Below are 26,922 nucleotides of genomic sequence, written 5' to 3' on the forward strand. Positions count from 1 at the left end.
ACGGCAAGTCGGCGCGGGCGATGTGGAGGCATCGGACAGGCGCTCAATGCAACACGGGCAACTGCGCGGCGAGTGCCTGTACGAAGGCCTCGGGTCGGCCGTAGTAATGGTGGTGCGGCAGCAGCGTGCGGCGCCCGTCGGTTTCCAGCAGCAGCGTGGGGAAGCCCTGGCCGTCTACCTCGTCCAGCAAGCGGCGGCTGGCGTGCACGTGCTCGAACACGGCGTGGCCGTCGGCGGCGGCATAGGCCAGCGCGAAGCGTGCGCCGTCCAAGCCGATCTCCTCGGCCAGTTCGTCCAGCACCATGGGCTCGGCCACGCGCAGGCCGCGCTGGTAGTGCGCGTTCTGGATCGCCACCAGCATCGGATACGCTTTCGCGGCATCCAGCGACCCGGCAGCGAGCACGGCGGCGATCGGCGGCAGCGAATACAGCACGGTGCCGTCCTCGGCCAGCAGGCCCTGCTTGTAGGCCTCGCCGAACGGCTGGCCGCTGAGCTGCGCAATGCGCTCGTCGGAATGCACGATGTGCTGCGCCAGCTCGGCATCGACCCGGCGCGGCTCGCCGAACAAGCCGCCGCCGTGCAGGCGCAGCGCGAGGCGGCTGCCCAGCTGCGCCAGCGCCGCGCCCACCAGCGGTTGCGCGGCGTAGCACCAGCCGCACAACGGGTCGTGGATGTAATGCAGCGTGGCGGCGGCAGTCACGAAGCTCAGCCCACCGTCTTCTGCTGGTCCAGCCAGCGTTCGGCGTCCAGCGCGGCCATGCAGCCGAAGCCGGCCGAGGTGATCGCCTGGCGGTAGACGTGGTCGGCCACGTCGCCGGCGGCGAACACGCCGGGCACCGAGGTCATCGTGGCCATGCCGCTCTGGCCGCTGTGGATCTTCAGGTAGCCGTCGTGCATCTCCAGTTGGCCCTCGAAGATGCCGGTGTTCGGCGTATGGCCGATCGCCACGAAGAAGCCGGTGGCGGCGATGTCGCGGGTGGCGCCGGAGTTGACGTCCTTCACGCGCACGCCGGTGACGCCGGAGTCGTCGCCCAGCACTTCGTCCACGGTGTGGTTCCACACCAGCTCGATCTTGCCGGCGGCGGCTTTCTCGAACAGCTTGTCCTGCATGATCTTCTCCGCGCGCAGCTTGTCGCGGCGATGCACCAGGTAGACCTTGCTGGCGATGTTGGCGAGGTACAGCGCCTCTTCGACCGCGGTGTTGCCGCCGCCGATCACCACCACTTCCTGCTCGCGGAAGAAGAAACCGTCGCAAGTGGCGCAGGCGGACACGCCCTTGCCCTTGAACTTCTCCTCGCTGGCGATGCCGAGGTACTTAGCGGTGGCGCCGGTGGCGATGATCAGCGCGTCGGTGGTGTATTCGCCGGAGTCGCCCTTGAGGCGGAACGGGCGCTGCTTCAGATCCACCGAGTGGACGTGGTCGAAGATCATCTCGGTGTGGAAACGCTCGGCGTGCTCGGCCATGCGCTGCATCAGCGCCGGACCCTGCAGACCCTCCACGTCGCCCGGCCAGTTGTCCACGTCGGTGGTGGTCATCAGCTGGCCGCCCTGCTGCAGGCCGGTGATCATGGTCGGCTTCAGGTTGGCGCGCGCGGCGTACACCGCGGCGGTGTAGCCGGCCGGGCCGGAGCCGAGGATCAACAGGCGGGTGTGCTTGGGCGTGGCGGTCATGCGTGGTTTCCTCAGAGTGGCCGGCGGCTTGCGTGGCTATTCGCCACCGCCGCCGCGAAGGTTGCATCACCGTGGCGGGCACGGATGCAGGCCAGCAAGGATGGGGAAGGCCGGCGGCCGATTCAAGCCATGGCGTGCCGATTCCTTCCTTCTCTTTGGCAAGAGATGTGGCGTGGCAGGCACGCAAGTGCTTGATCGGCGGTGGCAGGGCAGACCCGCTGACTCCAAAATCGCCAAGAGGGCGGTTTTTCGGGATTCCCTGTGTAGACTTGCCGGGAATCCCGACAACCAAGGAAGCCCGTCCCGGTGGCGCGCAGCGCAAACGTCAAGCAGAAGAAGGAAACGGTCGCCCTGAGCGACGAGCTGAAGCGCCGCCTGCGCGAGGCGGGGGCGCTGGTATTGCTGCCGCTGGCGCTGTACTTGCTGGTGTGTCTGTTCAGCTACAACGCCCAAGACCCGAGCTGGTCGCACGTCGGCGCGTCGGCGCACGTGCACAACCTGGGCGGCACGGTGGGCGCCTATGTCGCCGACCTGCTGCGCTACCTGTTCGGCGGCGTGGCCTATTTCTTCCCGCTGCTGTTGCTGCTGCTGGGCGTGCAGGTGCTGCGCCAGCGCGGCGCGCAGCCGGTGCATCCGTGGGAATCCTCGCTGCGCCTGATCGGCGCGGTGTTCTTCTTCATCACCGCGCCGGGCCTGTGCTGGCTCAACTTCCGGCAGAGCACGATGGAGCCGCAAGGCGCCGGCGGCGTGATCGGCAGCGCGGTGGCGCGCGGCCTGCTTGCCGCGTTCGGCGAGAAGGGCGCCCCGCTGCTGCTGCTGGCGCTGTTCCTGGTGGCGGTGACGCTGGCTACCGGGCTGTCGTGGTTCAAGGTGATGGACTGGACCGGGCAAGCCACGTTGCGTGCGGTCGAGTGGCTGCGCGGCAAGCTGCGTGAGGCGCCCGACGCGCTCAAGGCGCAGCAGGCGCGCGCCGAGCGCGAGACGGCGAAGAAGGTCGAAGCGGTCAAGCAGGCCAAGCGCGAACCGGTGCGCATCGAGACGCCGCCGGCGCCGGTGGCGAAGAGCGAGCGCGCCAAGCTGGAAACGCAGATCCCGCTGTTCACTGGCGCCTCCACGCCTGGCGAACTGCCACCGCTGTCGCTGCTGGACGAAGCGCCGGAGCAGGGCCCGGGCTATTCGGAGGAAACCCTGGAGGTGCTGTCGCGCCAGGTCGAGTTGAAGCTCAAGGATTTCCGCATCGAAGCCAAGGTGGTGGGCGTCTATCCCGGCCCGGTGATCACCCGCTTCGAGCTGGAGCCCGCAGCCGGCGTGCGCGGCTCGCAGGTGTCCAGCCTGGACAAGGACATCGCGCGCGGCCTGTCGGTGGTCAGCGTGCGCGTGGTCGACGTGATTCCGGGCAAGAACGTGATCGGCCTGGAGATCCCGAACGCAAAGAAGCAGATCGTCTATCTCTCCGAGATCCTGCGCTCGGACCGCTACGACCAGACCAAGTCGCCGTTGGCGCTGGCGCTGGGCAAGGACATCGGCGGTCGCGCGGTGGTGACCGACCTCGCCAAGATGCCGCACTTGCTGGTGGCCGGCACCACCGGTTCCGGCAAATCCGTCGCGGTCAACGCGATGGTGCTGAGCCTGCTGTACAAGGCCAGCCCGAAAGACGTGCGGATGATCATGATCGACCCGAAGATGCTGGAGCTCTCTGTCTACGAGGGCATTCCGCATCTGCTGGCGCCGGTGGTCACCGACATGAAGGAGGCTGCCAATGCGCTGCGCTGGTGCGTGGCCGAGATGGAGCGCCGCTACCGGCTGATGGCCGCAGTGGGCGTGCGCAATCTCAGCGGCTTCAACAAGAAGGTGAAGGACGCCGAGAATGCCGGCCAGCCGCTGCTGGACCCGCTGTTCCGCCCCAATCCCGAGATGCCGAACCTCGCCGCGGAACCGCTGGAGCCGCTGCCCTACATCGTGATCATCATCGACGAGTTCGCCGACATGATGATGATCGTGGGCAAGAAGGTGGAGGAGCTGATCGCCCGCCTCGCCCAGAAGGCGCGCGCCGCCGGCGTGCACCTGGTGCTGGCCACGCAGCGTCCGTCGGTGGATGTGATCACCGGCCTGATCAAGGCCAACATCCCCACCCGCATCGCCTTCCAGGTGTCGAGCAAGATCGACTCGCGCACGATTCTCGACCAGAGCGGCGCCGAGGCGCTGCTCGGCCACGGCGACATGCTCTACCTGCCGCCCGGCACCGCCATGCCCGAGCGCGTGCACGGCGCCTTCGTGGACGACCACGAGGTGCACAACGTGGTGGCCTGGCTGAAGGCGCAGGGTGCGCCGCAGTACATCGAGGGCGTGCTGGAAGAGGTGCAGGCCACCGCCGACGGCAAGTTCATCAACGACGCCGGCTTGCCGCAGGAAGGCGAAGAGGGCGGCGACGCCGACGCCCAGCTCTACGACAAGGCCGTGGCCATCGTCACCCAGACCCGCCGCGCCTCGATCTCCGGTGTGCAGCGGCACCTGCGCATCGGCTACAACCGCGCCGCGCGGCTGATCGAACAGATGGAGCAGGATGGCGTGGTCAGCGCCCCGCAGCACAACGGCAACCGCGAGGTGCTTGCACCGCCGCCGCCGAAGGGGTGATTGATCTCTTCCCCGGGGGAGAAGGCGTATGGCGTCGAACGGTTAAGCCTTCCCCTCTACAATGCGCCTATCGCATTGCGCCCAGGGTTGCCATGAAACGCTTCGCTATCGCCGCCGCCGCACTCCTGCTGTCGCTGACGGGCATGGCCCAGGCCGCCACCGGCGCAGCCCGGGCCCGCCTGGATGCCTTTGCCACGGGCCTGCATTCGCTCACCGGCAGTTTCAGCCAGAACCTGGTCGACCCGAACGGCAATGCCGGCAAGGCCAGCAGCGGCACGCTGGCGCTGGAGGCGCCGCGGCAGTTCCGCTGGGAAACCACCGCGCCTTACAAGCAGACCATCGTGGCCGACGGCAGCCGCGTGTGGATGTACGACCCCGAGCTGGAGCAGGTCACCGTGCGCGTCCAGAGCAGCGAGGAGGCGCACAGCCCGCTCACCGTGCTCACCGACCTCAAGCAGATGGACCGCGAGTTCAAGGTCAGCGAGCAGGGCGAGCACGATGGCCTGGCCTGGCTGCGCCTCACCTCCACCGCGAAGGACCCGCAGTTCGCCTATGCCGACCTCGGTTTCGACGCGAACGGCCTGGCGCGCATGACCTTCAAGGACCAGCTGGGCTCCACCACCGACATCCGCTTCTCGAACTGGAAGCGCAACGTGGCGATTCCGTCCTCGGTGTTCACCTTCGTGCCGCCCAAAGGGGCCGACGTGATCGGCGACGCGCCGGTGTTGCAAGTGCAGCCACTGAAGAACTGAGCCGGAGCCTCCGTTGAGCGGGCACCCCTGATGCCGGTATTGCGCCAGCTGCCGCGCTGGGCCTGGTTCGGCACCGCCGTGCTGGCCTTCATCGCGGGCCAGGTCAATGCGGTGGGCTACCTGGGTTTCAGGCACGAATCCATCAGCAACATGACCGGCAACACCAGCTTGCTCGGCATCGCGCTGGGGCAGGGCGATACCGGGGAGACGGTGCACTGGGTGCTGGCCATCGCGGCCTTCGTGCTGGGCGCCATGCTGAGCGGCATGATCGTGCAGCAGAGCACGCTGAAACTCGGCCGGCGCTACGGCGTGGCGCTGGTGCTGGAGTCCTTGCTGCTGTTTGCCGCCGTGCCCCTGCTGGATGCTTCCGACGCTGCCGGCCTGTATCTGGCTTCGGTGGGCATGGGGCTGCAGAACGGCATGGTCAGTGCCTTCAGCGGCGCGGTGGTCCGCACCACCCACGTCACCGGCATCTTCACCGATATGGGCATTTACCTCGGCCACCTGCTGCGCGGCCTGCCGGTGGACAGGTTGCGCCTGCGCGTCTGCGTGCTGGTGGCGGCCAGCTTCACGCTTGGCAGCGCCGCCGGCGCCGGCTTGTTCCGCATGATGCACGAGCACAGCTTGCTGATTCCTGCGGTGCTCACCGGGGTCTGCGGCTTGGGCTACGGCTTGTATCGGCTATACGCGCCGGGCAGCGCAGCTTCCACCGACGAATGATTGCGCCACGCTGCGGGCGGGTTCATCCCGCCAGCGTGCAGCAGTCGCGTCCGCGGTGCTTGGATTCGTAGAGCGCGGTGTCGGCGCGCGACAGCCACGAGGTCATGCTTTCGCCAGGCTTGAGTTCGGCGATGCCGATGCTCACCGTGATGGTGATGGCGCGACCCTCGTGCCACGTACGCGAAGTCCGTAGCGACAGGCGGATCTGTTCGGCGATCGCCATCGCGTGACTGCCGGGGTTGTTCGGCAGGCAGAGCACCAGCTCTTCGCCGCCGTAGCGACCGATCAGGTCGCCGTTGCGCAACTGCTGGCAGATGACGCCCGTGCTGGAACGCAGCACCGCATCGCCGGCGAGGTGGCCGTGTTCGTCGTTGATCCGCTTGAAGCGGTCCAGATCCAGCAGGGCGATGCACGCCGGCGTCGCGCCGGCGGTGCGCCGCACGCCTTCGGCCAGTTCGAGGAAGCGGCGGCGATTGCTGACGCCGGTCAGTTCGTCGGTGCCGGCAAGCAGGTCCAGCCGCCGGTTGGCGGCAAGCAGCTCGCGCGTGTGCTCGTCGATCTGCGCCTGTAGCTGCGCAGCGCGGCGGCGCAGGTAGATCGTGCGCAGCTGCACCAGCAGCACGACCAGCGTCAGCAGCAGCAGGATCGCCAGCAAGCGCGCCCAGAGCGTCTCGTACCACAGCGGTGCCACGGTGACGGCCAACGTGCTTTCGGCCGTGCGCGCATGCAGGCCGCGCGGCACGGCGCGCAAATGCAGCACGTAGTGGCCGTGCGGCAGGTTGGTGTAGACCGCGCTCGGCATGCCGCCCTTGGGAACATCGATCCAGGCGTCGTCGAAGCCGTCCATGCGATAGCTGTAGGCAGTTTCAGACGACGCTTGGTAGTCGAGCAGGGCGAAGTCGATCCGCAGGCTGCGCTCTTGCGCGGCCAGCGCCAGCGTGCCGTGGTCGCCGGGCAACAGGCCGAACGGCAGCGGGTGCCCGTTCACCAGGGCATTGGTGATGCGCAGCGGTACCTTCGGCGCGTCCGGCAGCCGTCCCTGCGTGCGGATCAGGGTGAGGCCGCCGAGGCCGCCGAACAGCAAGGTACCGTCGGGCATGCGTGCGGCGGCGGCGTAGATGTAGCTGGAGATGCGCTGGCCGTCGCGGACGCCGAGGTTGCGGATGCGCAGGCTGCGGCCGCCGACTACCGAGATGCCGTTGGACGTGCTCACCCATAGGTTGCCCTCGTTGTCGGGCAGCAAGGCGGTGATCTTGTCGCTGACGAGGCCCGCGGCCACGCCGAGTCGCTGGAAGCGGTAGGGCGGCGTGCCGCCGTGCGGCAGCATGGCGAGGCCGCCGAGCGTACCGGCCCACAGGCGGCCCTGCGTGTCGACGGCGATGGAATCCACCAGGTCCTGCGGCAGGCTGGCCGGATCGCCGTCACGCTCGGACAGGTTCACGAAGCCGCCGGTCTGCAGCGCATCGCTTGCCACGCTGATGCCGTTGTTGGTGGCGTACCAGACCTGCTTGCCGACGCGCGCGATCTGGCGCACGGTGTCGTTGGTCAGGCTGCCGGGCTGGTCGGCGGCGTGGCGGAAATGCACCAGCTGGCCGCTGCGCGTGTCGTAGCGGTACACGCCGTTGTAGGTGCCGATCAGCATGTAGCCATCCAGGCGCAGCAGACTCAGCACCGGGCTGTCGCCCAGCGCGGGCAGGATCGCGTCGCGCACGGCCAGCGTGTCCGGATCGATCTGTGCCAGGCCCTGGGTGCCGATCCAGATCGAACCGTCCGGTGCTTCGGCGAGGCTTTGCACGTCGCGGCGCAACTGCTTGCCGGTCAGCCGCAGATGGCGCACGTTGCCGGTGACCGGGTCGATGATGTCGATCTCGCCTGCGGCCATGCCCAGCCAGATCCGGCCGCGCGTATCGACGTGGATGCTGCGCACGTTGGGATTGGCCAACGAGTGCGCGACGTCGGACGAGGGCAGCATGGAGAACGCGATGTTGCTCCCGGCGTTGCTGCGCGCCACGCCCAGGTCGGTGGCGGCCCAGACATTGCCGGCCTGGCCCAGCAGCAGGGTACGCACGGAATTGCCAGGCAGCGAGGAGGGCAGCGAGGTGTCGTGGTCGAGCACGCGCGTGCCGGCGTCGCCGGGGCGGTAGGTCACGATGCCATCGCCGTCGGTGGCGATCCAGATCCGGCCCGGCCCTACCTCCAGGAAGTCGCGCACGGTGGCCTGCCGCGCGGTGCCGTCGTAGCCGCTGAAGCCGGGGATGGTGTGCCAGCTGCCGTCGGGCTCGCGGTAGACCGCGCCCATCTGCACGCTGCCCACCCACAAACGGCCTTCGGTGTCTTCGCGCAAGGCCCAGATTTCGTCGTGCAGCACCTTGTCGACCACGCCGGCGGGGTGCTCCGGGCGCACGAAGTCATGCTGGCCCGCGTAGCGTACGAGCAGGCCCTTGTCGTTGCCCAGCCACAGGTTGCCGGCGCGGTCCTGGTAGCTGCTGAAGTTGCGCGGGGCAGCCTGCGCGCCGGTACCCATCGTCTCGATGCGATCGTTGCGCAGGTCCAGACGATCCAGGCCGCTGTCGGTGGTGATCCACACGCCGGTGTCGCCGTCGGGCGACAAGCTGTAGATCTTGCGGTTGCCGGTGCCGCCGGGGCCGATCGGATAACTGTGGAACCGCCCGGTCTGGGGATCGAAGCGCGCCAGTCCGCCGGCATTGGTGCCTACCAGCACGCCGCCGTCCGGCAGCGCGAGCAGGCTGCGCACGTAGGTGTCGGGCAGGCCGGCTGCCGCGGCGTCGCCGAGCTCGAAGACCTGCATGCGGTAGCCGTCGTAGCGCGCCAGCCCGCCCATGGTGCCGATCCAGAGCAGGCCGTTGCGGTCCTGCGCCAGCGCGGTGGTGATGGAGTGGGGCAGACCTTCGGCCATGCCCACGGTGTCGAACCATTGCCGCTCGAAGGGTTGCCAGGGATCGACGATGCCGGCCGCGCGCAACCCCGCCAGGGGCAGCAGCATCAGCAAGGCCAGCAAGGCCGTGCGCAGGGCGGAGCCACCACTCACGCACGCGCCTCCGGACCGTCGCCCCGCTTTCGGCGGTGGCGGTGCGGATCAGGATGGCGATGTCTTTCCCCGGACATGCGCGGCTCCTTGCGTGGTGCGCTGTTCCCGGCCCTTATGATAGCCGGGCGGTCCTTGCCAGGGGCGGGGCGGCGCCCGTCGCCGTATCATGGCCGCCATGCCCCAGGCTCCTTTCCACTCGACCCCCTCCCTGTTTGCCGAACCCGAGGCGCTCAAGCCGCTGGCCGAGCGCATGCGTCCGCGCAACCTGGACGAAATCGTCGGCCAGCGTCGCCTGGTGGCGCCCGACCGCGCCCTGCGCCGCGCGCTGGAGGCGGGGCGGCTGCACTCCATGGTGCTGTGGGGGCCGCCCGGTTGCGGCAAGACCACGCTGGCGCTGCTGGTGGCGCAGTACGCCGACGCCGACTTCAAGGCCATTTCGGCGGTGCTTTCGGGCCTGCCTGAGGTGCGCAAGGCCTTGGCCGAGGCCGAGGGCAATTTCGCCCAGGGCCGGCGCACCGTGCTGTTCGTGGACGAGGTGCACCGCTTCAACAAGGCCCAGCAGGACGCCTTCCTGCCGCACATCGAGCGTGGCGTGATCCTGTTCGTGGGCGCCACTACCGAGAATCCCTCGTTCGAGCTGAACTCCGCGCTGCTCTCGCGCTGCCGTGTGCACGTGCTGGAGGCAGTGTCGGCGGACGACATCGTGGCCGCGCTCAGGCGCGCCCTGGCGGATACAGAGCGCGGCCTCGGCGCGCAGCAATTGCAGGTGGAGGACGCCTCGCTGCAGCTGATCGCCCAGGCCGCCGACGGCGACGTTCGCCGCGCGCTCACCTTGCTGGAAATCGCCGCCGAGCTGGCCGAGGGCGGCCGTATCGGCCAGGCCACGCTGGAACAGGTGCTGGCCGACCGCACGCGCCGCTTCGACAAGCAGGGCGAACAGTTCTACGACCAGATCTCGGCACTGCACAAATCCGTGCGCTCCTCCGACCCCGATGCCGCCGTGTACTGGCTGGCGCGCATGCTCGACGGCGGCTGCGACCCGCGCTACCTCGCTCGCCGCATGACCCGCATGGCGGTGGAAGACGTGGGTCTGGCCGAGCCGCGCGCCTGGCGCATGGCGCTGGACGCCTGGGACACCTACGAGCGCCTCGGCAGCCCCGAGGGCGAGCTGGGCCTGGCCCAACTGGCGATCTGGCTGGCCGTGGCGCCCAAGAGCAATGCCGCTTACATGGCCTGGAACCAGGCCCGCGACGCCGTGCGCGACACCGGCACGCTGGACGTGCCGATGCACCTGCGCAACGCCCCCACCAAATTGATGAAGGGCCTGGGCTACGGCAAGGGCTACCAGTACGACCACGACGCCGAAGGCGGCGTCGCGCTCGACCAGCAATGCCTGCCCGACGCCCTGGCGGGCAGCGTGTTCTACGAGCCGGTGGAGCGCGGCCTGGAACTGCAACTGCGCGACAAGCTGCTGGCGCTGCGCGAAGCCCGCCGCAAGGCACGCGGCAAAGGCTGAGCAACGCTGCTGCGGCGCCGCTTGCCGGCTCAGGCGCGAGCTGCGAGATTCGGACCGGTCAAACGGGGAGGGCGAGACATGCGCGTACTGGTGGCGGCAATCATCGGTGGCATCGTGATGTTCTTCTGGGGAGCGGTGGCGCACATGGCGCTGGGCCTGGGCAATCCCGGCCTGCGCGCGCCGGTCCACGAAGACACGGTGCTGAGCACCTTGCATCAGGGCCTGGGCGACACGCCCGGCGTCTACATCCTGCCCTGGCTGGACCCCAACCAATTCAACGACCCGGCGGCGAAGAAGGCCTACCAGCAGAAGGCGGTACAGATGCCGTATGCGTGGGTGGTCTATCTGCCGCAGGGCGACGACACCACCGACATGAGCCGGCAATTGCCGCGCCAGTGGGCGTCGGACACGCTGGCCTCGCTAGCCTTGGCGTTCGTGATGGGCATGGCCGCTTTCGGCTTCCGCCGGCGCATGGGCATCGCCGCCGCCGCGGCGCTGTTCGCATGGCTCAGCGCGATGGTGCCGTACTGGAACTGGTACCGCTTCCCGGCCAGCTTCACCTTGGCGGCCCTGGTCGAGCAGTTGCTTGGCTGGCTGCTGGCTGGAGCGGCGATGGCATGGTGGCTAGGCCGGAAGGAGCGCAAGGCGCCCGGATAAGCCCGGGCGCGCGTTGCGGCTGTCGCGGGCGAGCAGCGATAATCGGTGGTTCATACACCCGATGGATCCACCCATGCTCGACCCCGCCCTGCTGCGTTCGCGCCTCGCCGAAACCGCGGCGCGCCTCAAGGAAACCCGTGGCTTCGAGCTCGACGTGTCCGCGGTGGAGGTGCTGGAAACCGAGCGCAAGCGGCTCGCCACCGAGACGCAGGAGCTGCAGAACCTGCGCAATACCCGTTCCAAGGCGATCGGCCAGGCCAAGGCCAAAGGCGAGGACACCGCACCGCTGATGGCCGAGGTCGCCGGCATCGGCGACAAGCTCAAGGCCAACGAGGCCGCGCTGGCCGAGGTGCAGGCCAGGCTCGCCGACATCGCGTTGGGCATTCCGAACCTGCCGCATGAGTCCGTGCCGCTGGGCAGGGACGAGACCGAGAACGCCGAGCAGTTGCGCTGGGGCACGCCGCGCGCGTTCGACTTCGAGGTGAAGGATCACGTCGACCTCGGCGCTCGCCACGGTTGGCTCGATGCCGATGCGGGCGCCAAGCTTTCCGGCGCACGCTTCACCGTGCTGCGCGGCCAGCTCGCACGGCTGCACCGCGCACTCGCGCAATTCATGATCAACCTGCATACCGGCGAGCACGGCTACCTCGAGTGCAACGTGCCGTTGATCGTCAATGCCGAGACCATGCAGGGCACCAGCCAGCTGCCGAAGTTCGAGGAAGACCTGTTCAGCACCCAGGTGGGCGACAGCAAGCGTTATCTGATTCCCACCGCCGAAGTGGCGCTCACCAACCTCGTCGCCGACAGCATCGTCGAGGCCGACGCGCTGCCGATGCGGCTCAGCGCGCACTCCATGTGCTTCCGCGCCGAGGCCGGCAGCTACGGCCGCGATACCCGCGGCATGATCCGCCAGCACCAGTTCGAGAAAGTGGAGATGGTGCAGATCGCCGCGCCCGAACAGTCGCATGCGCAGCTGGAGGAGATGGTCGGCCACGCCGAGAAGGTGCTGCAGTTGCTCGGCCTGCCGTACCGCAAGGTGCTGTTGTGCACGGGCGACATGGGCTTCGCCGCGATCAAGACCTACGACCTCGAAGTGTGGCTGCCCAGCCAGAACACCTACCGCGAGATTTCTTCCTGCTCCAACTGCGGCGACTTCCAGGCCCGCCGCATGCAGGCGCGCTGGCGCAACCCAGCCACCGGCAAGCCTGAGCTGGCGCACACGCTCAACGGCTCCGGCCTCGCCGTGGGCCGCACCCTGGTGGCGGTGATGGAGAACTTCCAGAATGCCGACGGCTCGATCAGCGTGCCCGAGGTGCTGCGTCCGTACATGGCCGGGCAGGAGCGCATTGCGTGAACGCGCCTGCCGAGCGCGGCTGGGACAAGGTCGAGTACTACAGCAGCTACTTCCTGCTGGCGGTGCTCGGCTCGGTGATCCTCACCCGCCTCGCCTTCGCCAGCGTGTGGGCCATGCCCACGCTGGACCTCGTGCTCGGCGGCATGGCGTTGGTGCTGATCGTCGCCAGCCCATGGATCGCCCGTCGCCGCCGCGCCTTGCGCATCGCCATCGTGGCCTATGCCACGGCCACGCAGCTGGTACCGGTAAGCGTGCGCCATCCTGCCGTACTGTTGCCGCTGCTAGGCGCGCTGATCCCGGTCGCGATCACGATCTGGGCGCTGGTCGCACTGTCGCGCAAGGGACGCGCGGGGCAGGGAGCACCGCGTACCTGATAGGATGCGCGTCGTCGCGAGAGCGCGGCCAGCGAGCATGAAAATCCGGAGAGATGGCCGAGCGGTTTAAGGCAGCAGTCTTGAAAACTGCCGTAGGTGCAAGCCTACCGTGGGTTCGAATCCCACTCTCTCCGCCAAAACGGCAAAGAAGCCCTAGAAATAGGGCTTTTTTGTTGTCTGAGAAAAGGCACGTCACTCCACATATCGCTCCACAAGTGAGCCGATATGCGCATCCCGAATTACCTGAGGCTTGCCCCGTCCGGGGTATGGCATTTTCGCCAAAGATTGCCTTCCAGGCAGGCCCGTGAGACGGGCAAGACTGAACTCACCAAAAGCCTTGGGACACGAGACCTGTTGACGGCGCAGAAACGTGCGCTGGCCCTTGTTCAGGGGTATGCTCGGGTACACACAATCAGGGGGCTGAGTGTGGTGGCTAAGGATAGCGTCCCAACTATTACTCAAATCCTCAAGGCCAAGCGCCTAGAGGATTACAAGCTCATCCGGCGACCGGATGGCACCGTTGAGCTTGAGGTCAGTGGCGAGGATGACCATGCCCTTGCCATGGATGCGCTAGAGCGCATCGGTCCATTAGACCAGGAGCCCTTCTATCAGGAACTCATGCGAGCCGCTCGGGCCGCTGAGTCTCAACGGTCTCTAGCATCCGACCCAGCATCGAAGATTCCCGCCGTACCGATTGGAAAATTGGTCACTCAGTGGCTGACTGAGATCAAGCCTTCGACCAAGACCAAGACCTTCAAAATTAAAACAACAGCGGTCGAAGGTTTCGCCAAACACTACGGCGAAAAGAACTCGCTCAAGGATGCGGGTCGCATCGATGTGGGTGCCTGGGTCATGGCACTCAGGGCTAGCAAGCTCGAAACCCCAACCATCGTCAACAAACTCAGCTATCTCAGGGGCTTCTTCGACTGGGCGAAGGCTCGTGGGTACTACGAACCTTTCGCCAAGGATGAGAACCCAGCAGCGGGTCAAGTTATCTACGGCATGCGGGAAAAGAGGCAACGCCGCGTGTTGGGTTTTAAGCCTTTTTCCAAGGAACAGGTCCAGGCCTTGTATGACACCAAGGCGATGGAGCAGGGTCTGAGTGAGTCTGCCCGTTGGGGTGCATGGGTGGGTTTGTATACCGGTGCCCGTGTTGCAGAGGTCGGACAACTGACCTTGGCTGATTTTGTGGAAGTCGAAGGCATTCCATGCATCCGCATCTGCGAAGAGTCTGAGGGGCAGTCGGTCAAGTCAGACATCAGCATCCGAACAGTTCCCATCCATCCAAAGCTCATCAAACTTGGCCTGTTAAAACGGGTGGAGTCCCTGCGAAAAGCAGGAGAAACACGTCTGTTTCCGAGTGTGAAGACCGATGGCGTCAATGGCATGGGTAACTGGTTGAGCAAGGCTTTCAGTCGTCATGTTTTGGCGACGGTCGGTAAGCCGGAGAAAGGCAAGTTCGGTTTCCACAGTCTCAGGAAGTCTTTCATTCAGGGGCTACAGACTTTGGGCGTGCTTTCTGAGATTCGCGCTGCGTATGTCGGACACGAACTTGATGATGAGCATCACGCTGCTTACAGCAGGGCTCCAACCATGAAAGAGCTGTTGGATGCGGTGAAGAAGTTGGATTGGGAAAAGTAATTGAATCAGGAGCCTGAGTATCAGGCGTTCATTGGAGTTGCATATGACGCGCGATGAAGAGTTAAAAGGCACGAAGAGCGCTACCGTCGATGTGGCAGATGCCAAGAAAGCTAAGAAACCGATGCTTCATGTTGGAGCTGAGCACAAATGGCAAGTCTGTTTTGATTGCGACCAGACAGGAATGGTCGGCGACGAAGAATGCAACATGTGTGCCGGATCTGGCTGGATACCGATCTAAATTAAGATTGCTTAATGTAACTTCAACTAGTATGGAGGATTGAGATGGCTGCCTATTTCAAGACGAGCAAGGCTACTGAACTGCTCAAAAAGTTTGATGCGCGAATTGCGCAGACTGAGCAAAAGGGGAAAATCACGACCTGGGTGAAGCGCAACGATGGGTATTACACCCATAAGGCTGCTGACTGGGCGAACAAAGCTTTTTTCAAGGCTGTTGTCGAAGACGAGCAACTACGGTTCAACATCATCCGGCCTAAGGACAAGAATATTGAGGTTGAAGTGTATGGCTATTACCACGGTCATCTCATCGAAACGTTTCTCAATCATTTCGACAAAGATTTTACTTGGGGATATGCCAGCGCCTTGCCTAGTTCTGGTGATGATGTAAGCGCTTAATCTAATTTCACAATATCTGGTGTAAGACTTGGGTAAGCCAGTTCTTAAGTCACGAGTCGATATCGGTCGCTACAAAGTTGCAACACTGTGGCGTCGTAACGTCGCAAGCTCAGACATGTTTTGTTCTAGAGAAGGGTTAGGGGAAAGCCAATGACATCCATGTTAGATCGCTTTTCTGGAGGCGATGGTGAGCGTAGAAAGGTAGAGGCTCTTTTAGCTCAGAAAATGGTGTCGGGAAACCATGATTTAGCGAATGCCTTGGTTCAATGCTCCGAGTTTTTGGATATCCCAAAAGATGGCTTAATAATCGAACAGAATGACTCTACGAATGACGTGTTTTTTATTGTTTCAGGGTCATTTTCAGTCATCGTTAACGGTAGGGTGGTGGGGGTAAGAGGTGCGGGTGATCATGTTGGCGAGATGGCAGCCATTGAAGTTACGCAAAAGAGATCTGCATCTATTGTTGCTCGCGAACCGTCTGTCGTAGCAAGAATTTCTGAGAGTGATTTTGACGGCTTGGGAAATACGTTTCCTCAAATATATAAACATATCGCGAGGGAACTTTCTCGACGACTCCTCCAGAGAAACCATCTGGTGCGAGGTGCCCACGAAAGAAGTCGAGTTTTTATAATTTGTTCCAGCGAAGCATTGCCAGTTGCACGGCTTATAAATAGAGCATTTGCTCACGACGATTTTGACGTAATCGTTTGGAGTGATGGCGTGTTTAAAGTAACGAATTACACATTGGATACTCTAGAAAAAGAGGTCGATAAGTCAGATTTCGCAATTGCAATTGCACACGCAGACGACATCTCAAATTTCAGGGGGCAGCCTTGGCCAGCACCCAGAGACAATGTGGTCTTTGAGCTTGGCTTGTTTATGGGGCGACTGGGGCGTCAGAGGGCGATTTTGATGGAGCCTAGAGAGGAGAAAGTTAAGTTGCCGAGTGATTTGGCTGGAGTTACCACTATTTCATACCGGTATAAGGCTGGTGACGACGAGTTGGCTTTCATATCGCCTGCGTGCGATGAACTTAGGTCGTATATTCAGAGAGTTGGTCCCGATAAATCTTAGGGGAAGATAAATGTCATTGAAAGACGAGTTGACTAACGAAGTAAGGAATATCTTCTCCACAAGCTGGGATGTAATCAATGGCCGTGTTGTTCCAAGTCCTACAGATGTAGGTCTCGGGAACAAAGCCGTATATCTCGAAAAGGCAGTTGTTTTATACGCAGATCTGGATGGTTCTACCAACATGGTAGATTCAAAAAAATGGGAATACAGTGCGCAAGTCTACAAGTCCTTTCTGCACTGCGCGGCTAAAGTTATCCGATCTGAAGGCGGTGACATCACTGCTTATGATGGTGACAGAATTATGGCCATATTCATCAACGACGGCAAGGCCGACCGGGCAGTAAGAGCTGCGCTTAAAATCCATTGGTGTCTTATCGAGCTTGTAAATAAGATTAAATTAGAAAAGTGGAATGCGTCAGACCATGTCATCAAAAATATTGTTGGTATTGATGTATCCGACCTAAGGGCTGTCCGGACAGGTGTTCGAGGTGACAACGACTTGGTTTGGGTTGGGCGCGCGGCAAATTATGCTGCAAAGTTGACTTCTCTATCTGGCTCTCCGACCTGGATTACGAAAGAAGTTCACGATCTACTTAGTCGGTCTACGTTGTACGGAAAGAACGATGCCGCAATGTGGCAGGCTAAGACCTGGACTTCGATGAACAATCACAATATTTTCTGTTCTGATTTTTGGTGGTCTGTCTCTTGATTTGCATTTTGCTGTTTTTCCAGTTCTAAAATCTTGATTTGCGGGGAATGAGAATGGCGAGGAATTTAAATGCAAGCGTTTATCTAGATGGTATTGACGGCGAGGTTCCAGTTAAGGAAATTGAAAATGTTTACAGATGTCGCGATAAAAACGGCAAGCCGTATTTACTGGTAGTTTTTACGGATGGTGACTCTAAAGCAATTCCAGACAACGAGCACAATAGGAGCGTTTTGAAAGGTGCCGGAATAGATGTCATAGAAATGAATGACATAATTTTAGTGAAGCTTGGCGAGGAGATTTCTGATGCTGAGGCAAAAAAGATTGTTGTTGCGTACGTTTGCACGGACAAAAATGGAGATTCATACATCATTATTGTTATGAAGGATGGTTCTGTGCAAAAGGCGGAAGACAACAAGGCCAATCGTGATGCCATCATTGGGGCCGGAAAAGTTATATTGAATCCCAGGGTTGATGAGGTCGCGGGTAAGGTGGTTGTTGAGGAGCATCCTGAGAGCGAGATGGCAAGGCGACGAGATCCTTCATCAGAACTTGGATCAAAGATTTAGTTAATTAGCTTTTCATAGCTCCTCTGGATTTCTAAAAGCTTATCAATGCTTCCATACTCTTCTTTGAGGAGAAGTTCGGCGATAATTTTATTTAGCTCGGCAAGGAGTCGGTGTCTGATTATGCGTGTAATGTCTATGTCAGTCATTGGATTTACCTAAAGGATTGCAAGTTTTGTTTTTATGCTTAAGCAAGAGCGCGTCTATGTGTTGTACCAACACGTCGCGTAAAATCAAGGTCATAACCCAAAGCGATCAAAGCCAATCCTTCAAAGGTTGGTTTTTTTATTGCCTGTCATGCCTTGACAGCTCTCGATAATCTGCTTGGATGTAATGCAGGTCACGGATTGACCTGAACAGAAACACTAAGACGCTGTCACGGAGGACACCTATGGATATTCACGCCCACGCTCGCCCCCATCTTGAAGTTCACTCACGCTCGAAAGGACATTCTGCGGTTGCCGGTGCGGCATACCGGCTTGGCCTGAAGCTCTACGATGAGCGAGCTGGTGTTTGGCATGATTTTCGGAGGCGGCAGTTGGGTGAAGAGATTGTTCGGGCGCTGACGGTTTCGCCACCCAATGCACCAGCATGGGCTGCCGATCCCGCCCAACTTTGGAACAGGGTCGAAGCATCGGAAAAACGGAAAGATGCCCAAGTCGCGAGGGATTACAGAATTCCGATTCCTCTTGGCCTATCCGACCAGGACGCCGGTGATCTGAGTGAGGAGATGGCTCGCTTCATCTGTGAGGAACTGCATGTTCCGGTTTCCCTCGGTTTACACAGAGATGCCGACCGTGATGCCCTGGGAAACCTCAAGCCATCGGAAAAGCAAGGCTTCCATGCCCATTTGTATTTCCCAACGCGACCTCTCGCAGATTTGGAAGAAGGCAAAGAAGGTGAGGGGACTGGCTTTGGTCCCAAGCTTCACGAGTTTTCCAAAATGCACCTCGGTTCCGCCTTCATCGAACTGCTTAACTGCAAGTGGAGCGAACTTGCTAATGACTACGCGAGGAAAGCTGGCTCAGATAGCAAGTATGAGTACAAGAGCTACAAGCGTCTTGGCATGAACGTTGTGCCACAGCCAACCCTTGGGCAATCCGCTACAGCAATGGAGCGTCGTGGCCTGTATACGAGCAAGGGTGACAACCTTCGTGAGGCTCTGGTGATGGCTGAGGTGTATCAGAAGGCACATGCGGGGGCGTTGAAAGCCCAACATGCTCAAGCTGTTCGCGACGTGAGGCGTGAAGGTGGGAAGGGCTCACAACGCCAAACAGAGGCGCTATCGAAGTTCACCACTTCCCATTTTAAAAGTCGGAAATCTCCTGCTGCTACGCAATCCTTCATAACGCGCCAAGGGTCTTTGGCATATCGGCTTCGAGCATCGGCACCTTCCCCCAAGAACAAAGAAGAAGCGGATGAACTCGAACGTTCGCTGGTACTTGTGGAAGCGTTGGATAAGGCCTTTGCTGTCTATCACGAGCTGATGCAGCAGCTAGAAGAGGTTATGAAGACCATCGAGGTTGCGCGTGCGGAAAAGCTGAGTATTGAGTACCAGGCTGACCAAAGTCGCCAGCATAGGAACAAAGCCAAAGTTCGGTTGGCCAGATGGGAAGAAGACCACCGATTTCGAATTAAAATGTTTGCTTCGATGGGTGGGACACCACTTCCTGAGCACGAGCGTCTTCGAGACGAAGTTCGTCGTCATGATGAACACGTCCAGGCCTTGAAGCAGACCATCGTCCAACATGCTTCCCATGTGGTCACAATGGAGCTGGAAGCCAGTGCTTTAAAGACCAAGCAAGCTGATGTGGTGGCAACGATCAGGAATGCGGTCGTCAAGCTACATGGCCAGTCCGTTTTGTTTCCAGAAATAATAAAAGCCCTACCGGACTCCGATAGGGCTTTGGTGAAGGAGCTGCTTCCGACAATGTTTGAAACCTCGGAACCGAACGAGGAGGTTCGGTCGATTGGATTGACTCCGTCACCGACGAAAAAGGATGGCATGCATCCTTGAATGGAAGACTTGGTTGCTCACCATGCGCTCCATTTTCCATCGGGGTTTCGTTGCAAGCGGATAGGATTGCGGTTTGGGTCATCCTTACCGTTCAACCGGATGTAGCACATGAAGTAGACACCCTTGTCGATAGGGGGATTGGGGTCACGCTTGCATCCATCAACCACGGCTTGAGGTGGAAGTGGAAGCGTGTCTTGCCCAACCTTCTTCCACAACGCAGTCCTATCCTTCCAAGCGGTCAGAACATCGTTGTCAGTCGGACCGGATGGACCGCATCCAGTCAGCGTCAAGGCGATGGGCAACATTGCCAGCACACGGACAGCTTTCATCATGTATCCCCTGTATTTTAAATCGCAAGTTTTCTGCTGAGGGCTTCCATCAGACCGTTTGCGGTCACTTCATCCATGCCACCGGCCACCACATGGCGTTTGCCTTGTGCGTGAATTTCCAGCGTGTAGGAGTGGTCAGCAAACCAGTTCGTCCACTTGGCTCGTGCCCGTTCTCCCCAACTTTGGACGGCCGCATCTAGGCTTGTGCTGGCAACCTGCATCAGGGTTGTATTCGCAATCGACTGCTGAATCCGAAGACGGTCAATGGTGCTGACTTGCACCATGGTCAGTGCAAAGTCTTTGGCCGGGTCGGGGTAGTGGATGGTGTGCGTCGATGCATAGATGCGTCTATCGGAGGCAGATTCTCGACGGTCAGCATTGCGATGCAAAACGGTCAACGCGGCGGCAATACCTGCCATGGGTGACAGCAGCAACAGGAGAGGGCTTCCGTTGAACCCGACTATCACCCCGGTCACCACGCCAACCAATCCAGCCATCAAGAGGCCAAGGAAAATGGCAGCAGGGGTGGTGAAGCTTCGACGATGGGAAGCATGCACGTCGAACCGGATTTGGCCGTCCGATTCCTCTTGGGCCGTATACGAGCTGTTCTGGTAGACCTTGCGTTCCTTCTTGTTAATTTGGATGAGGCTGAAGACTCCCCATCCAGCCAGAACCAGTCCAAGCAAGGCGAGATGAGCGTGTTCGGCCAAGCTCAGTCCCACCCCAACCACCACGCCCAAAATGACGGCGCTGACCGCTACCCCTTGCTGGTTCATGTGTACCCCTGATTCCCATGGGGAAATCACTTTAACCTGTTTTTGGGATACGTGCATGAAACTCAGGTAAATGAAATAGGGATAAAGACTTGGCTGGCCTTTTCGGAACCAGCTTCGATGAAACCCACATCCGTCTACCGCCCCGAACACGTCATCCTCATCACACTGCTCAAGGAATACCGCCTCAAGGCAGGGTTGACCCAGGTCGCGGTCTCTGAGCATCTGGGCATCAGTCAGACGGGGGTGTCGGACATGGAGATAGGAAGCAGGGGCGTCGATCATCTCGTCCTCCGTGACCTCTGCAAGCTCTACGGGGTCTCAATGGCAGAGTTCGATGCAGAGCTGGAAAGGCGATACCTGGACGAGCGAATCGAACCAGCCCCCCGTATTGAGCGGAAGGACAAGAAGAGGTTGTAGGGTTACTTCGATGACCGAGGCGAGATCATCAGGGGGAAGGTATGTCACTGAAGGATGTACGGGTAGCCGTAGAGAGGTTTCTCAAGTCGGATAGTCGCCAGGCCATTGCTATCAGTGGCAAGTGGGGCAGTGGCAAGACCTATTTTTGGAATCAGGTTATCAAGGATGCCTCGCAACAAGGGCTGGTCAAAAAATATTCTTACGTATCCTTGTTTGGGACCAACAACCTTGCTGAACTGAAGTCAGCTATTTTTGACAACGCCGTATCCGCCAAAGATGTGGATGCTGGTGCAAGCTCATCGACGTGGGCGGAAAATGCCAAAGCAGTGATGCGGTCTTCCTCCATCGACGAGGTCAAAGATCCAGGTCGCCGGTTGCTGAATTTAGGTAGGAAGAATATTTCGCAGGTGACACCTATTTTAGGGGCGTGGGGAAGCGTAGCGAAGTCACTGTCCTTCTTTGCAATTAAAAATTATGTGATATGCCTCGATGATGTGGAGAGGAAAGGTACAGGGCTTCCACTCAAGGAGGTTCTGGGTCTTGTTTCCATGCTCAAGGAGCAAAGGGGCTGTCGGATAGTTGTTATTTTGAACGAAGATGAGCTGGAATCGGATAAGCCAGTCTTAGATGCCTTCAAGGAAAAAGTTTTTGATGGAGAGATGGTTTTCTCACCCTCAGTAGAAGAGTGCGCAAAGCTTGTCTTTACCGACGAATGGGAGCATTCGAAGGAAGTCACAGAAAAAGTTGTTCGCCTTGACATCAAGAACATTCGGATTTTGCAGCGCATTCGGCGCGTCATCGAAACACTGCTCCCCTATGTGGAAGGAAAAGATGAAGCCCTTACGCGGCAGCTTATTCATTCATCGGTTCTTCTGACGTGGTGCTATAACAGTCGCGAAAGCACCGTACCTTCCTATGAAATAGTGAAGGACACAAGTTATGCCGCCTTGATGATGTCGTCAGGGAAAACGGAGAAGACCGAATCGCAAAAAGTGACCGAGAAAGTCCTGTCTGGCTACGGCTATCGAGACTCTGATGAGTTCGATTTACACATCTGCCAGTTTCTAGAGAAGGGCTATGTAGTGGACGATGACTTCGTTGCCATGGTCAATTCTTTTCAGGAGATGGCACTGAAGAATAATCACTCGGGAAGCTTCACCCAGGCTTGGGGACTTTTTCACGACACATTTGCCGACAACGAGCAGGAGCTGGTCGCAACATTGCGCCAAAGGTTTCTTGATGGGGCAAGGTGGATTCATCTGGGAAACGCGATGGGGACTGTTCGACTCATGCGCGAACTAGGGCATGAAGGCATCGCCGATGAGTTGATGAATCATTGGATTGAGATGGCTAAGCGTGAGAACAAGGAGCTTCTCAACCCTCAGAACGCATTCCTGTCATCCGAAAGTGTGGATGAGAAATTCAGGGACACGGCAAGAAATGCCTACTTTTCCGAAAAGTCGATGCCGACGCTTGGAGATGCGATAAGGGACATGTCAGGCAAGAACGGGTGGAGCATGGAACAGATAGAAGTTCTGTCAAATGCTACGGTGGACGAATACTTTGCTTTCTTCAAGTCGATAGACATGGACACAGATCTCGATATGTACATCAAGACATGTTTGCAGTTTGGGTCAATAACAAGCAACAACAACGACGAAAACTTTAAAAAGATCTATGCCACTGCCGTTGTCGCTTTCAGAAGGATCGCCAGCGAGAACCGATTGAATGCGCTTCGTCTTTCCCGATTTTTGCCCAAGGAGCCAAACCAACCCTTCTAGTCATCATCGAAGGGTGATGCGGGTTCGTGGTGGATGACGGATGGTGCAGGGATGTGCTTCGGTGACCGTCCTGCCTTTTTCATCGCTGCCATCGTGGTTGCTGTGGGTTGGCCAGATACACCTGTTGCCTTGACCTTCTTTACCCTCTCTTTTTCCCGTCGTTCTAAGGATAGCTCGTGAGCCACTTGATGCTCTCGGTCTTTCTGCACTTCCTTGAGATATGCATCGAACTGACCTGATACGTAGGGTTGCATCGGGACAACGGGAAATACAATTTTTTCCATGTATTTCTTGCAGGCTAAGACGTTGGGGCGTTTTGCATAATACTTTTCCCGGACGTTGTGTTCAGGTGCGTGGCCGTTGATGGCATCGATGACACTGGTGGGGACCTGCGAGTACTTCGCAAGAGTTGTGAAGGTATGTCTAAAGCAGTGAAGAGTTTTCCGCCTTGACGTAATGCCACGGGCTTTCTTGTATTTTGCAAACCAAATCGTGATGGGATGACCTGGGTCTTTTCCTTTCTTCTCGATACGCGGGAAGAGTTCTGAAAATCCTGCTTTCTTCACGTCGTCGACGTATTGCAAGAATCCAAGGGTGATGATCTCCGAATGGATGGGGACTTGGCGAGTCGACCAGTTGGATTTGACGCTTTTTCCTTTGCCATGTTTTGAGATATCAAAATAATAAGTATCGATGGGGTTGCCAAGCTCATCGCATCCCGTTGCATACTTGATGTCTTCCACGCGAAGTTGAGCTATTTCGCGAACTCGCATGGATGACTTGTATGAAATGCACATCGCCCAGAAGAAACGAGGATCAGTAATGGTGCCGGTACAGGCAGGTTCAAACAGGGAACATAGATCGTGCTTTTCTATAACTTCCTTGGTTGGCTTGATGGGGTCTGAGTAGCGTGTCCAATCGACTAGGCATGCAGGACTTTCTTTCAGGTGCTTGGTTTCCACGCACCAATTGAAAAATGTGCAGAGTGCGCGAACATGATTGCCCTGGGTTTCTCGTGTAATCGGAGGCAGCCCCTGTAAGCGGCCCTCCTTGATGACCTCCCTTGGGCGGAGCTTCTTAAAGTCCTTGCGGTTCTGGATGTTTGCAGGCCACTCCTTGATGGCATTTTGGAACTTCACCACATCGTCGTAGGTGATACAGTCAAGCGGTTTGTTCCCAATCAAGTCTTCGAAGACGCCCAACGTCCATCTAGCCTCAGTTAGGCTGGTACGGACCACTTTTCCCGTTTCCATGTTTCTGATGTGCGCATCCGCATAGAAGCGAAGCTTCTCTCGCAGTGGTGGGGACGGCGATGGAGATTCAGGTTCAGTGGGGGATGTGGGCTCGGATGATGAGGATTGGGGTGGCTCTCCGCCCTGCACAGTATGTTCAGCGTTGGCTTCTTGTTTGCCATGCAAACGATAGCGCTCACCCAACTCGGCCTTGATGGTCTGTACAGCCTGCATAGCCAATGGATGGCTTTGGGCATTAGCGACAACTTTCAGATAGTTGTCGCCAAAAGTGATTTCATAATGACTCGAGTGGTCAAGTGGGTTAGACGTAATAGATGTCGCTTGCATGGGTCCCCCTTTTTGGGGCCGTGTATTCGCTCAATAAGCAATCCAGCGGCTGGTTAAAAAGGGGCTATTAAAGCCAGGTTCTAAAAGGTGTCAAATCATGATCAGGGGTGTCACCTTTTCCCGGAATTTGCATGGGTGTAAGGAGTGATTTGGATCGGATGCCTGCACTCCCAAAAATCGGCAAGCAGATTTAGCCTTGACAGAAGCCAATCTATTGGCATGCTAAAAGTATGTCAGGGAGGTTTTATGCCGATATCCGCCCAAAATTTGTTCGTTTTTATGTTTTTCAGAAAACCAGGAATGGTGTGGGGGTAATTAGAGTGTTATATATATGTATATTCATACTAGCTAAGTCACTGAGTGAATTGAGCTAAATATACAAATAAATTGATTAGAGTTGCTTGTAGGTAAAGGAGCTTCATTGGTCATGGATGACCTTATGGCAATAAAAAAGCCCCAGGAGAAACCCTGGGGCTTTTCTTTGTCCGAAGCTGACGGTCAGACTTTCGCTTTCCTACGTGCCATCTTCTTCACAGCTTTCTTGACGGCCTTTTTCGCCGCTTTCTTAGGGGCTTTCTTCGTAGTGGTCTTGCCGTTCCCAATGAGCAAGCTATCGAGGGTTACACCACGTTTCCTCAGGGCTTCGGCGACCCAACTTGGCTTACGTCCACGACCGGTCCAAGTCTGACTGGCATCCTCAGGGTTGCGGTACTTCGGGGCAATGGTCGTGCCCTTGAGCGAATTGCTCACCTTGCCAGGCTTGGCTTTCTTAGTGCCACGGCGATGGTAAACCTCGTCGAGAGTCAGGCCCGACTCTTTGAGGATGGAGTCAATCTTGGTTCGTACGTCCTGCACAAGGTTCTTGCGAGCATCAGACATCTGCGCTTGCGCATTGTTGATGAGCGCTTGCAATTCGGAGGGCGATAGAACTTTGAGATTGACGGCCATGGGTGGTCCTTCATGAAAAGTGCGAGGCCCTTGGACTATACATGGCATCCTTGCTTGTTGAAGGTTAGTGATGATGCTTTTGTGATGGTGCGTGCTTTTGAGCGATGGATGGAGTGGATGGAGCGACGGGAATCTGTTGGGGCTCAGTGGCGGTCGGCAGAGGGATGGTAGGGGCGTCGTCTGCGCGATGTTTAAGAAGAATCGCAATTGTTGCTGCGAGCAAGATTATGGTTACGATGGCGATAATGGTCCAGCGTTTTACTTTCTTTTTCAAAATCGAAAGTGATCTTTCCTTGGCAACAAGTTCTGTGCCTAGCCCTGAATTTTTTTGTTCCAACGACTGAATTTCGCGAATATGTTTTTCTTTCTCAAGCTCCAATCTATTGAAATCTGATTGAAGTACTTGCAGTTGATTGTGCTGGCCTTGTAGGCCCGCGTGCTGCTTCTCCAGAAGTTGCCTTGCACGCCCTAGTTCGGCGATGTGCCTGTCAAGCTCACGTTTAAGGTAGGCGGGAGAGCTGGGGTCACTAAGAATCTTCGCGGGGATGAACCCAGCTTCGCTCTCAAGAGTTTTTTTGATCATGTCTTTGTGAAGTTTTTCGCGAGCTCTGGTCGTCGATGACTCGTCGTATCGATAAAAGAATCGTTTGTTGAGTTTGCATTCAATGACGGGAAGCTCGAGGTCTTTCAGGTCAAGTATTTTTGATGTCGGCACAGGATGCTTGTGACACACCTCAAAGTAGATTTCACCTGACCATTTTTCACCGTAAAAATGCTCTGACTCGAATTTGAGGTAGACATCTACCCGATAGTTGTTCCCACTCGGATGACGTACTCTTTCTTCGAGCGATGCAGCGGTAATTACAATCGGGAACGCATCACCTCCATTGAGAATTAGGCGCGTGTGCCCGATTTCACTAACGGCTTCTTTGAAGAGAAGATGGTCGAGCGATTCGCCGCCCTGCGTATCAGCATCAGCCTTTGAGACGTAGACGAAGTGAGGGGTGCCACCTCTACAAACGTGCTTCATTTTTTTGCGCTGACCTGGGGCGTCTAGACTCCAGGCAATGAAACCACCGAGGGGATCGCCACCAGTTAAGTCGTTTCGCTCCTTTTGGTGTTCAGAGGCGTATATGCGTTCTGGCCCAAACTCCGTTTTGTATGCTGTTACCTTCATCACTGATTCTCTGGGGCGATGGTCGCGCAATCTTCGAGTCGAGGCCGTACTTAACCTGTCGGCGGTGTGTCGCAGAGCTTGAGACTCCGCCCCTCGATTTTTCTTCTAAGTCGCCGGACAGAGATGTCGCCAAGCAAATTTGTGACTTAATTCACAGTTGCTGCGAAGGAAGGAATAGTCGAACATCGCTCCACAACCCAAACCACGCGGCATGTGGGGCTAGGCCTTGGGGTGGGAGAGGGTGATCCCACACCACTCTCTCCGCCAACTTGATGGTCCGGATCGCGGATGCGGACCATGACGAACAAAACGACCGGCATGCCGGTCGTTTTGTTTTGCCGGTTTCCATGACAGGTGCGACCAGCGGCTCCATTCACCAGGTGCTTGCTACGCTGCCGACGCCCCGCCGGGGGGTAATCCCCCCGTAAATTAGCAGACGCTGAAAGTGGAATTTTCTCGTAATCTTTCCCGAGGAGGTTCCATGAAGAAGTCCCGATTCAGCGATAGCCAGATCATCGCCGTGCTCAAGCAAGCCGAGGACGGTACGCCC

Annotated in this window: 23 protein-coding genes and 1 tRNA gene; 17 read left to right on the forward strand and 7 right to left on the reverse strand. The window is 58.8% G+C overall.

Annotated features, from left to right (window positions below):
• Positions 1–43 precede the first annotated feature (43 nt).
• Both ISP14_RS11600 and trxB read right to left on the reverse strand, forming a co-directional pair.
• Complete coding sequence (locus ISP14_RS11600; protein WP_404539798.1) at positions 44–700, reverse strand: DsbA family protein; 657 nt, start codon at positions 698–700, stop codon at positions 44–46.
• Positions 701–705: 5 nt separating this feature from the next.
• The gene (trxB, locus tag ISP14_RS11605) at positions 706–1,671 is read right to left on the reverse strand and encodes a thioredoxin-disulfide reductase (RefSeq protein WP_404539802.1); all 966 of its coding nucleotides are present in this window, start codon (positions 1,669–1,671) and stop codon (positions 706–708) included.
• 306 nt (positions 1,672–1,977) lie between these two features.
• On the opposite strand from trxB, the gene ISP14_RS11610 reads away from it, so the two are divergent.
• The 3 genes from ISP14_RS11610 to ISP14_RS11620 all read left to right on the forward strand — a co-directional run bounded on the left by ISP14_RS11610 (position 1,978) and on the right by ISP14_RS11620 (position 5,777).
• Positions 1,978–4,305 carry a DNA translocase FtsK gene (locus tag ISP14_RS11610; protein WP_404539805.1) on the forward strand — a complete coding sequence of 776 codons (2,328 nt, stop codon included), beginning with the start codon at positions 1,978–1,980 and terminating at the stop codon, positions 4,303–4,305.
• A gap of 92 nt (positions 4,306–4,397) precedes the next feature.
• Positions 4,398–5,057 (forward strand): outer membrane lipoprotein chaperone LolA, encoded by a 660-nt coding sequence (lolA, locus tag ISP14_RS11615; RefSeq protein ID WP_404539808.1) that lies wholly within the window; start codon positions 4,398–4,400, stop codon positions 5,055–5,057.
• 30 nt (positions 5,058–5,087) lie between these two features.
• Positions 5,088–5,777, forward strand: a complete 690-nt coding sequence (locus ISP14_RS11620; RefSeq protein WP_404539811.1) for a YoaK family protein — start codon at positions 5,088–5,090, stop codon at positions 5,775–5,777.
• 22 nt (positions 5,778–5,799) lie between these two features.
• Here the strand turns inward: ISP14_RS11620 and ISP14_RS11625 are convergent, their stop codons facing one another.
• Positions 5,800–8,826 (reverse strand): ligand-binding sensor domain-containing diguanylate cyclase, encoded by a 3,027-nt coding sequence (locus ISP14_RS11625; protein WP_404539813.1) that lies wholly within the window; start codon positions 8,824–8,826, stop codon positions 5,800–5,802.
• Between the two features lie 175 nt (positions 8,827–9,001).
• Between ISP14_RS11625 and ISP14_RS11630 the strand changes: the two genes are divergently transcribed.
• The 12 genes from ISP14_RS11630 (at position 9,002) to ISP14_RS11685 (ending at position 19,364) form a co-directional block, all read left to right on the forward strand.
• Positions 9,002–10,342 carry a replication-associated recombination protein A gene (locus tag ISP14_RS11630; protein ID WP_404539816.1) on the forward strand — a complete coding sequence of 447 codons (1,341 nt, stop codon included), beginning with the start codon at positions 9,002–9,004 and terminating at the stop codon, positions 10,340–10,342.
• A 78-nt stretch (positions 10,343–10,420) separates the two neighbouring features.
• A complete protein-coding gene (locus ISP14_RS11635; protein ID WP_404539819.1) occupies positions 10,421–10,999 on the forward strand; it encodes a hypothetical protein in 579 nt (192 codons plus the stop codon).
• A gap of 73 nt (positions 11,000–11,072) precedes the next feature.
• The gene (serS, locus tag ISP14_RS11640) at positions 11,073–12,353 is read left to right on the forward strand and encodes a serine--tRNA ligase (protein WP_404539822.1); all 1,281 of its coding nucleotides are present in this window, start codon (positions 11,073–11,075) and stop codon (positions 12,351–12,353) included.
• Positions 12,350–12,727 (forward strand): LrgA, encoded by a 378-nt coding sequence (locus tag ISP14_RS11645; protein WP_404539825.1) that lies wholly within the window; start codon positions 12,350–12,352, stop codon positions 12,725–12,727. The genes serS and ISP14_RS11645 overlap by 4 nt, the downstream gene beginning before the upstream one ends.
• A gap of 47 nt (positions 12,728–12,774) precedes the next feature.
• A tRNA-Ser gene (locus ISP14_RS11650) sits at positions 12,775–12,864 on the forward strand.
• An 88-nt stretch (positions 12,865–12,952) separates the two neighbouring features.
• Positions 12,953–14,368, forward strand: a complete 1,416-nt coding sequence (locus ISP14_RS11655; protein ID WP_404539827.1) for a DUF6538 domain-containing protein — start codon at positions 12,953–12,955, stop codon at positions 14,366–14,368.
• Positions 14,369–14,411: 43 nt separating this feature from the next.
• Entirely contained in the window at positions 14,412–14,606 is a 195-nt protein-coding gene (locus ISP14_RS11660) for a hypothetical protein (RefSeq protein WP_404539830.1), read from the forward strand.
• Positions 14,607–14,650: 44 nt separating this feature from the next.
• Positions 14,651–15,001: a hypothetical protein gene (locus tag ISP14_RS11665; protein ID WP_404539833.1), complete on the forward strand. Its 351-nt coding sequence runs from the start codon at positions 14,651–14,653 to the stop codon at positions 14,999–15,001.
• Positions 15,002–15,160: 159 nt separating this feature from the next.
• A complete protein-coding gene (locus ISP14_RS11670; protein ID WP_404539835.1) occupies positions 15,161–16,075 on the forward strand; it encodes a TIR domain-containing protein in 915 nt (304 codons plus the stop codon).
• A 10-nt stretch (positions 16,076–16,085) separates the two neighbouring features.
• Positions 16,086–16,784, forward strand: coding sequence for an adenylate/guanylate cyclase domain-containing protein (locus ISP14_RS11675; RefSeq protein ID WP_404539838.1), 699 nt, complete (start codon positions 16,086–16,088; stop codon positions 16,782–16,784).
• Positions 16,785–16,837: 53 nt separating this feature from the next.
• Entirely contained in the window at positions 16,838–17,350 is a 513-nt protein-coding gene (locus ISP14_RS11680) for a hypothetical protein (protein ID WP_404539840.1), read from the forward strand.
• Positions 17,351–17,738: 388 nt separating this feature from the next.
• On the forward strand, positions 17,739–19,364 hold the full coding sequence (locus ISP14_RS11685) for a MobA/MobL family protein (RefSeq protein WP_404539843.1): 1,626 nt from the start codon (positions 17,739–17,741) through the stop codon (positions 19,362–19,364).
• 346 nt (positions 19,365–19,710) lie between these two features.
• Here ISP14_RS11685 and ISP14_RS11690 read toward each other — a convergent pair whose 3' ends face one another.
• Complete coding sequence (locus tag ISP14_RS11690) at positions 19,711–20,469, reverse strand: hypothetical protein (RefSeq protein ID WP_404539846.1); 759 nt, start codon at positions 20,467–20,469, stop codon at positions 19,711–19,713.
• 117 nt (positions 20,470–20,586) lie between these two features.
• Here ISP14_RS11690 and ISP14_RS11695 point away from each other — a divergent pair, with 117 nt between their 5' ends.
• Positions 20,587–20,886 (forward strand): helix-turn-helix domain-containing protein, encoded by a 300-nt coding sequence (locus ISP14_RS11695; protein WP_404539849.1) that lies wholly within the window; start codon positions 20,587–20,589, stop codon positions 20,884–20,886.
• A gap of 41 nt (positions 20,887–20,927) precedes the next feature.
• Entirely contained in the window at positions 20,928–22,667 is a 1,740-nt protein-coding gene (locus tag ISP14_RS11700) for a P-loop NTPase fold protein (protein WP_404539852.1), read from the forward strand.
• Here the strand turns inward: ISP14_RS11700 and ISP14_RS11705 are convergent.
• The 3 genes from ISP14_RS11705 to ISP14_RS11715 all read right to left on the reverse strand — a co-directional run bounded on the left by ISP14_RS11705 (position 22,664) and on the right by ISP14_RS11715 (position 26,372).
• Positions 22,664–24,247: a site-specific integrase gene (locus tag ISP14_RS11705; protein WP_404539854.1), complete on the reverse strand. Its 1,584-nt coding sequence runs from the start codon at positions 24,245–24,247 to the stop codon at positions 22,664–22,666. The genes ISP14_RS11700 and ISP14_RS11705 overlap by 4 nt on opposite strands.
• A 498-nt stretch (positions 24,248–24,745) precedes the next feature.
• Positions 24,746–25,195 carry an H-NS histone family protein gene (locus ISP14_RS11710; protein ID WP_404539857.1) on the reverse strand — a complete coding sequence of 150 codons (450 nt, stop codon included), beginning with the start codon at positions 25,193–25,195 and terminating at the stop codon, positions 24,746–24,748.
• A gap of 64 nt (positions 25,196–25,259) precedes the next feature.
• A complete protein-coding gene (locus ISP14_RS11715; protein ID WP_404539860.1) occupies positions 25,260–26,372 on the reverse strand; it encodes a hypothetical protein in 1,113 nt (370 codons plus the stop codon).
• Positions 26,373–26,922: the final 550 nt, after the last annotated feature.

It is taken from the genome of Dyella agri (assembly GCF_044904705.1).
Lineage (GTDB): Bacteria > Pseudomonadota > Gammaproteobacteria > Xanthomonadales > Rhodanobacteraceae > Rhodanobacter_A > Rhodanobacter_A agri.

Bases quoted from the DNA above. Each gene is read 5' to 3' on its own strand.
- ISP14_RS11705 (WP_404539854.1), bottom strand. From the start codon at position 24,247: ATGCAAGCGACATCTATTACGTCTAACCCACTTGACCACTCGAGTCAT.
- ISP14_RS11620 (WP_404539811.1), top strand. From the start codon at position 5,088: ATGCCGGTATTGCGCCAGCTGCCGCGCTGGGCCTGGTTCGGCACCGCC.
- ISP14_RS11670 (WP_404539835.1), top strand. From the start codon at position 15,161: ATGTTAGATCGCTTTTCTGGAGGCGATGGTGAGCGTAGAAAGGTAGAG.
- lolA (WP_404539808.1), top strand. From the start codon at position 4,398: ATGAAACGCTTCGCTATCGCCGCCGCCGCACTCCTGCTGTCGCTGACG.
- ISP14_RS11635 (WP_404539819.1), top strand. From the start codon at position 10,421: ATGCGCGTACTGGTGGCGGCAATCATCGGTGGCATCGTGATGTTCTTC.
- ISP14_RS11675 (WP_404539838.1), top strand. From the start codon at position 16,086: ATGTCATTGAAAGACGAGTTGACTAACGAAGTAAGGAATATCTTCTCC.
- ISP14_RS11715 (WP_404539860.1), bottom strand. From the start codon at position 26,372: ATGAAGGTAACAGCATACAAAACGGAGTTTGGGCCAGAACGCATATAC.
- ISP14_RS11680 (WP_404539840.1), top strand. From the start codon at position 16,838: ATGGCGAGGAATTTAAATGCAAGCGTTTATCTAGATGGTATTGACGGC.
- ISP14_RS11685 (WP_404539843.1), top strand. From the start codon at position 17,739: ATGGATATTCACGCCCACGCTCGCCCCCATCTTGAAGTTCACTCACGC.
- ISP14_RS11710 (WP_404539857.1), bottom strand. From the start codon at position 25,195: ATGGCCGTCAATCTCAAAGTTCTATCGCCCTCCGAATTGCAAGCGCTC.
- ISP14_RS11660 (WP_404539830.1), top strand. From the start codon at position 14,412: ATGACGCGCGATGAAGAGTTAAAAGGCACGAAGAGCGCTACCGTCGAT.
- ISP14_RS11690 (WP_404539846.1), bottom strand. From the start codon at position 20,469: ATGAACCAGCAAGGGGTAGCGGTCAGCGCCGTCATTTTGGGCGTGGTG.
- serS (WP_404539822.1), top strand. From the start codon at position 11,073: ATGCTCGACCCCGCCCTGCTGCGTTCGCGCCTCGCCGAAACCGCGGCG.
- ISP14_RS11700 (WP_404539852.1), top strand. From the start codon at position 20,928: ATGTCACTGAAGGATGTACGGGTAGCCGTAGAGAGGTTTCTCAAGTCG.
- ISP14_RS11695 (WP_404539849.1), top strand. From the start codon at position 20,587: ATGAAACCCACATCCGTCTACCGCCCCGAACACGTCATCCTCATCACA.
- ISP14_RS11630 (WP_404539816.1), top strand. From the start codon at position 9,002: ATGCCCCAGGCTCCTTTCCACTCGACCCCCTCCCTGTTTGCCGAACCC.
- ISP14_RS11665 (WP_404539833.1), top strand. From the start codon at position 14,651: ATGGCTGCCTATTTCAAGACGAGCAAGGCTACTGAACTGCTCAAAAAG.
- trxB (WP_404539802.1), bottom strand. From the start codon at position 1,671: ATGACCGCCACGCCCAAGCACACCCGCCTGTTGATCCTCGGCTCCGGC.
- ISP14_RS11655 (WP_404539827.1), top strand. From the start codon at position 12,953: ATGCGCATCCCGAATTACCTGAGGCTTGCCCCGTCCGGGGTATGGCAT.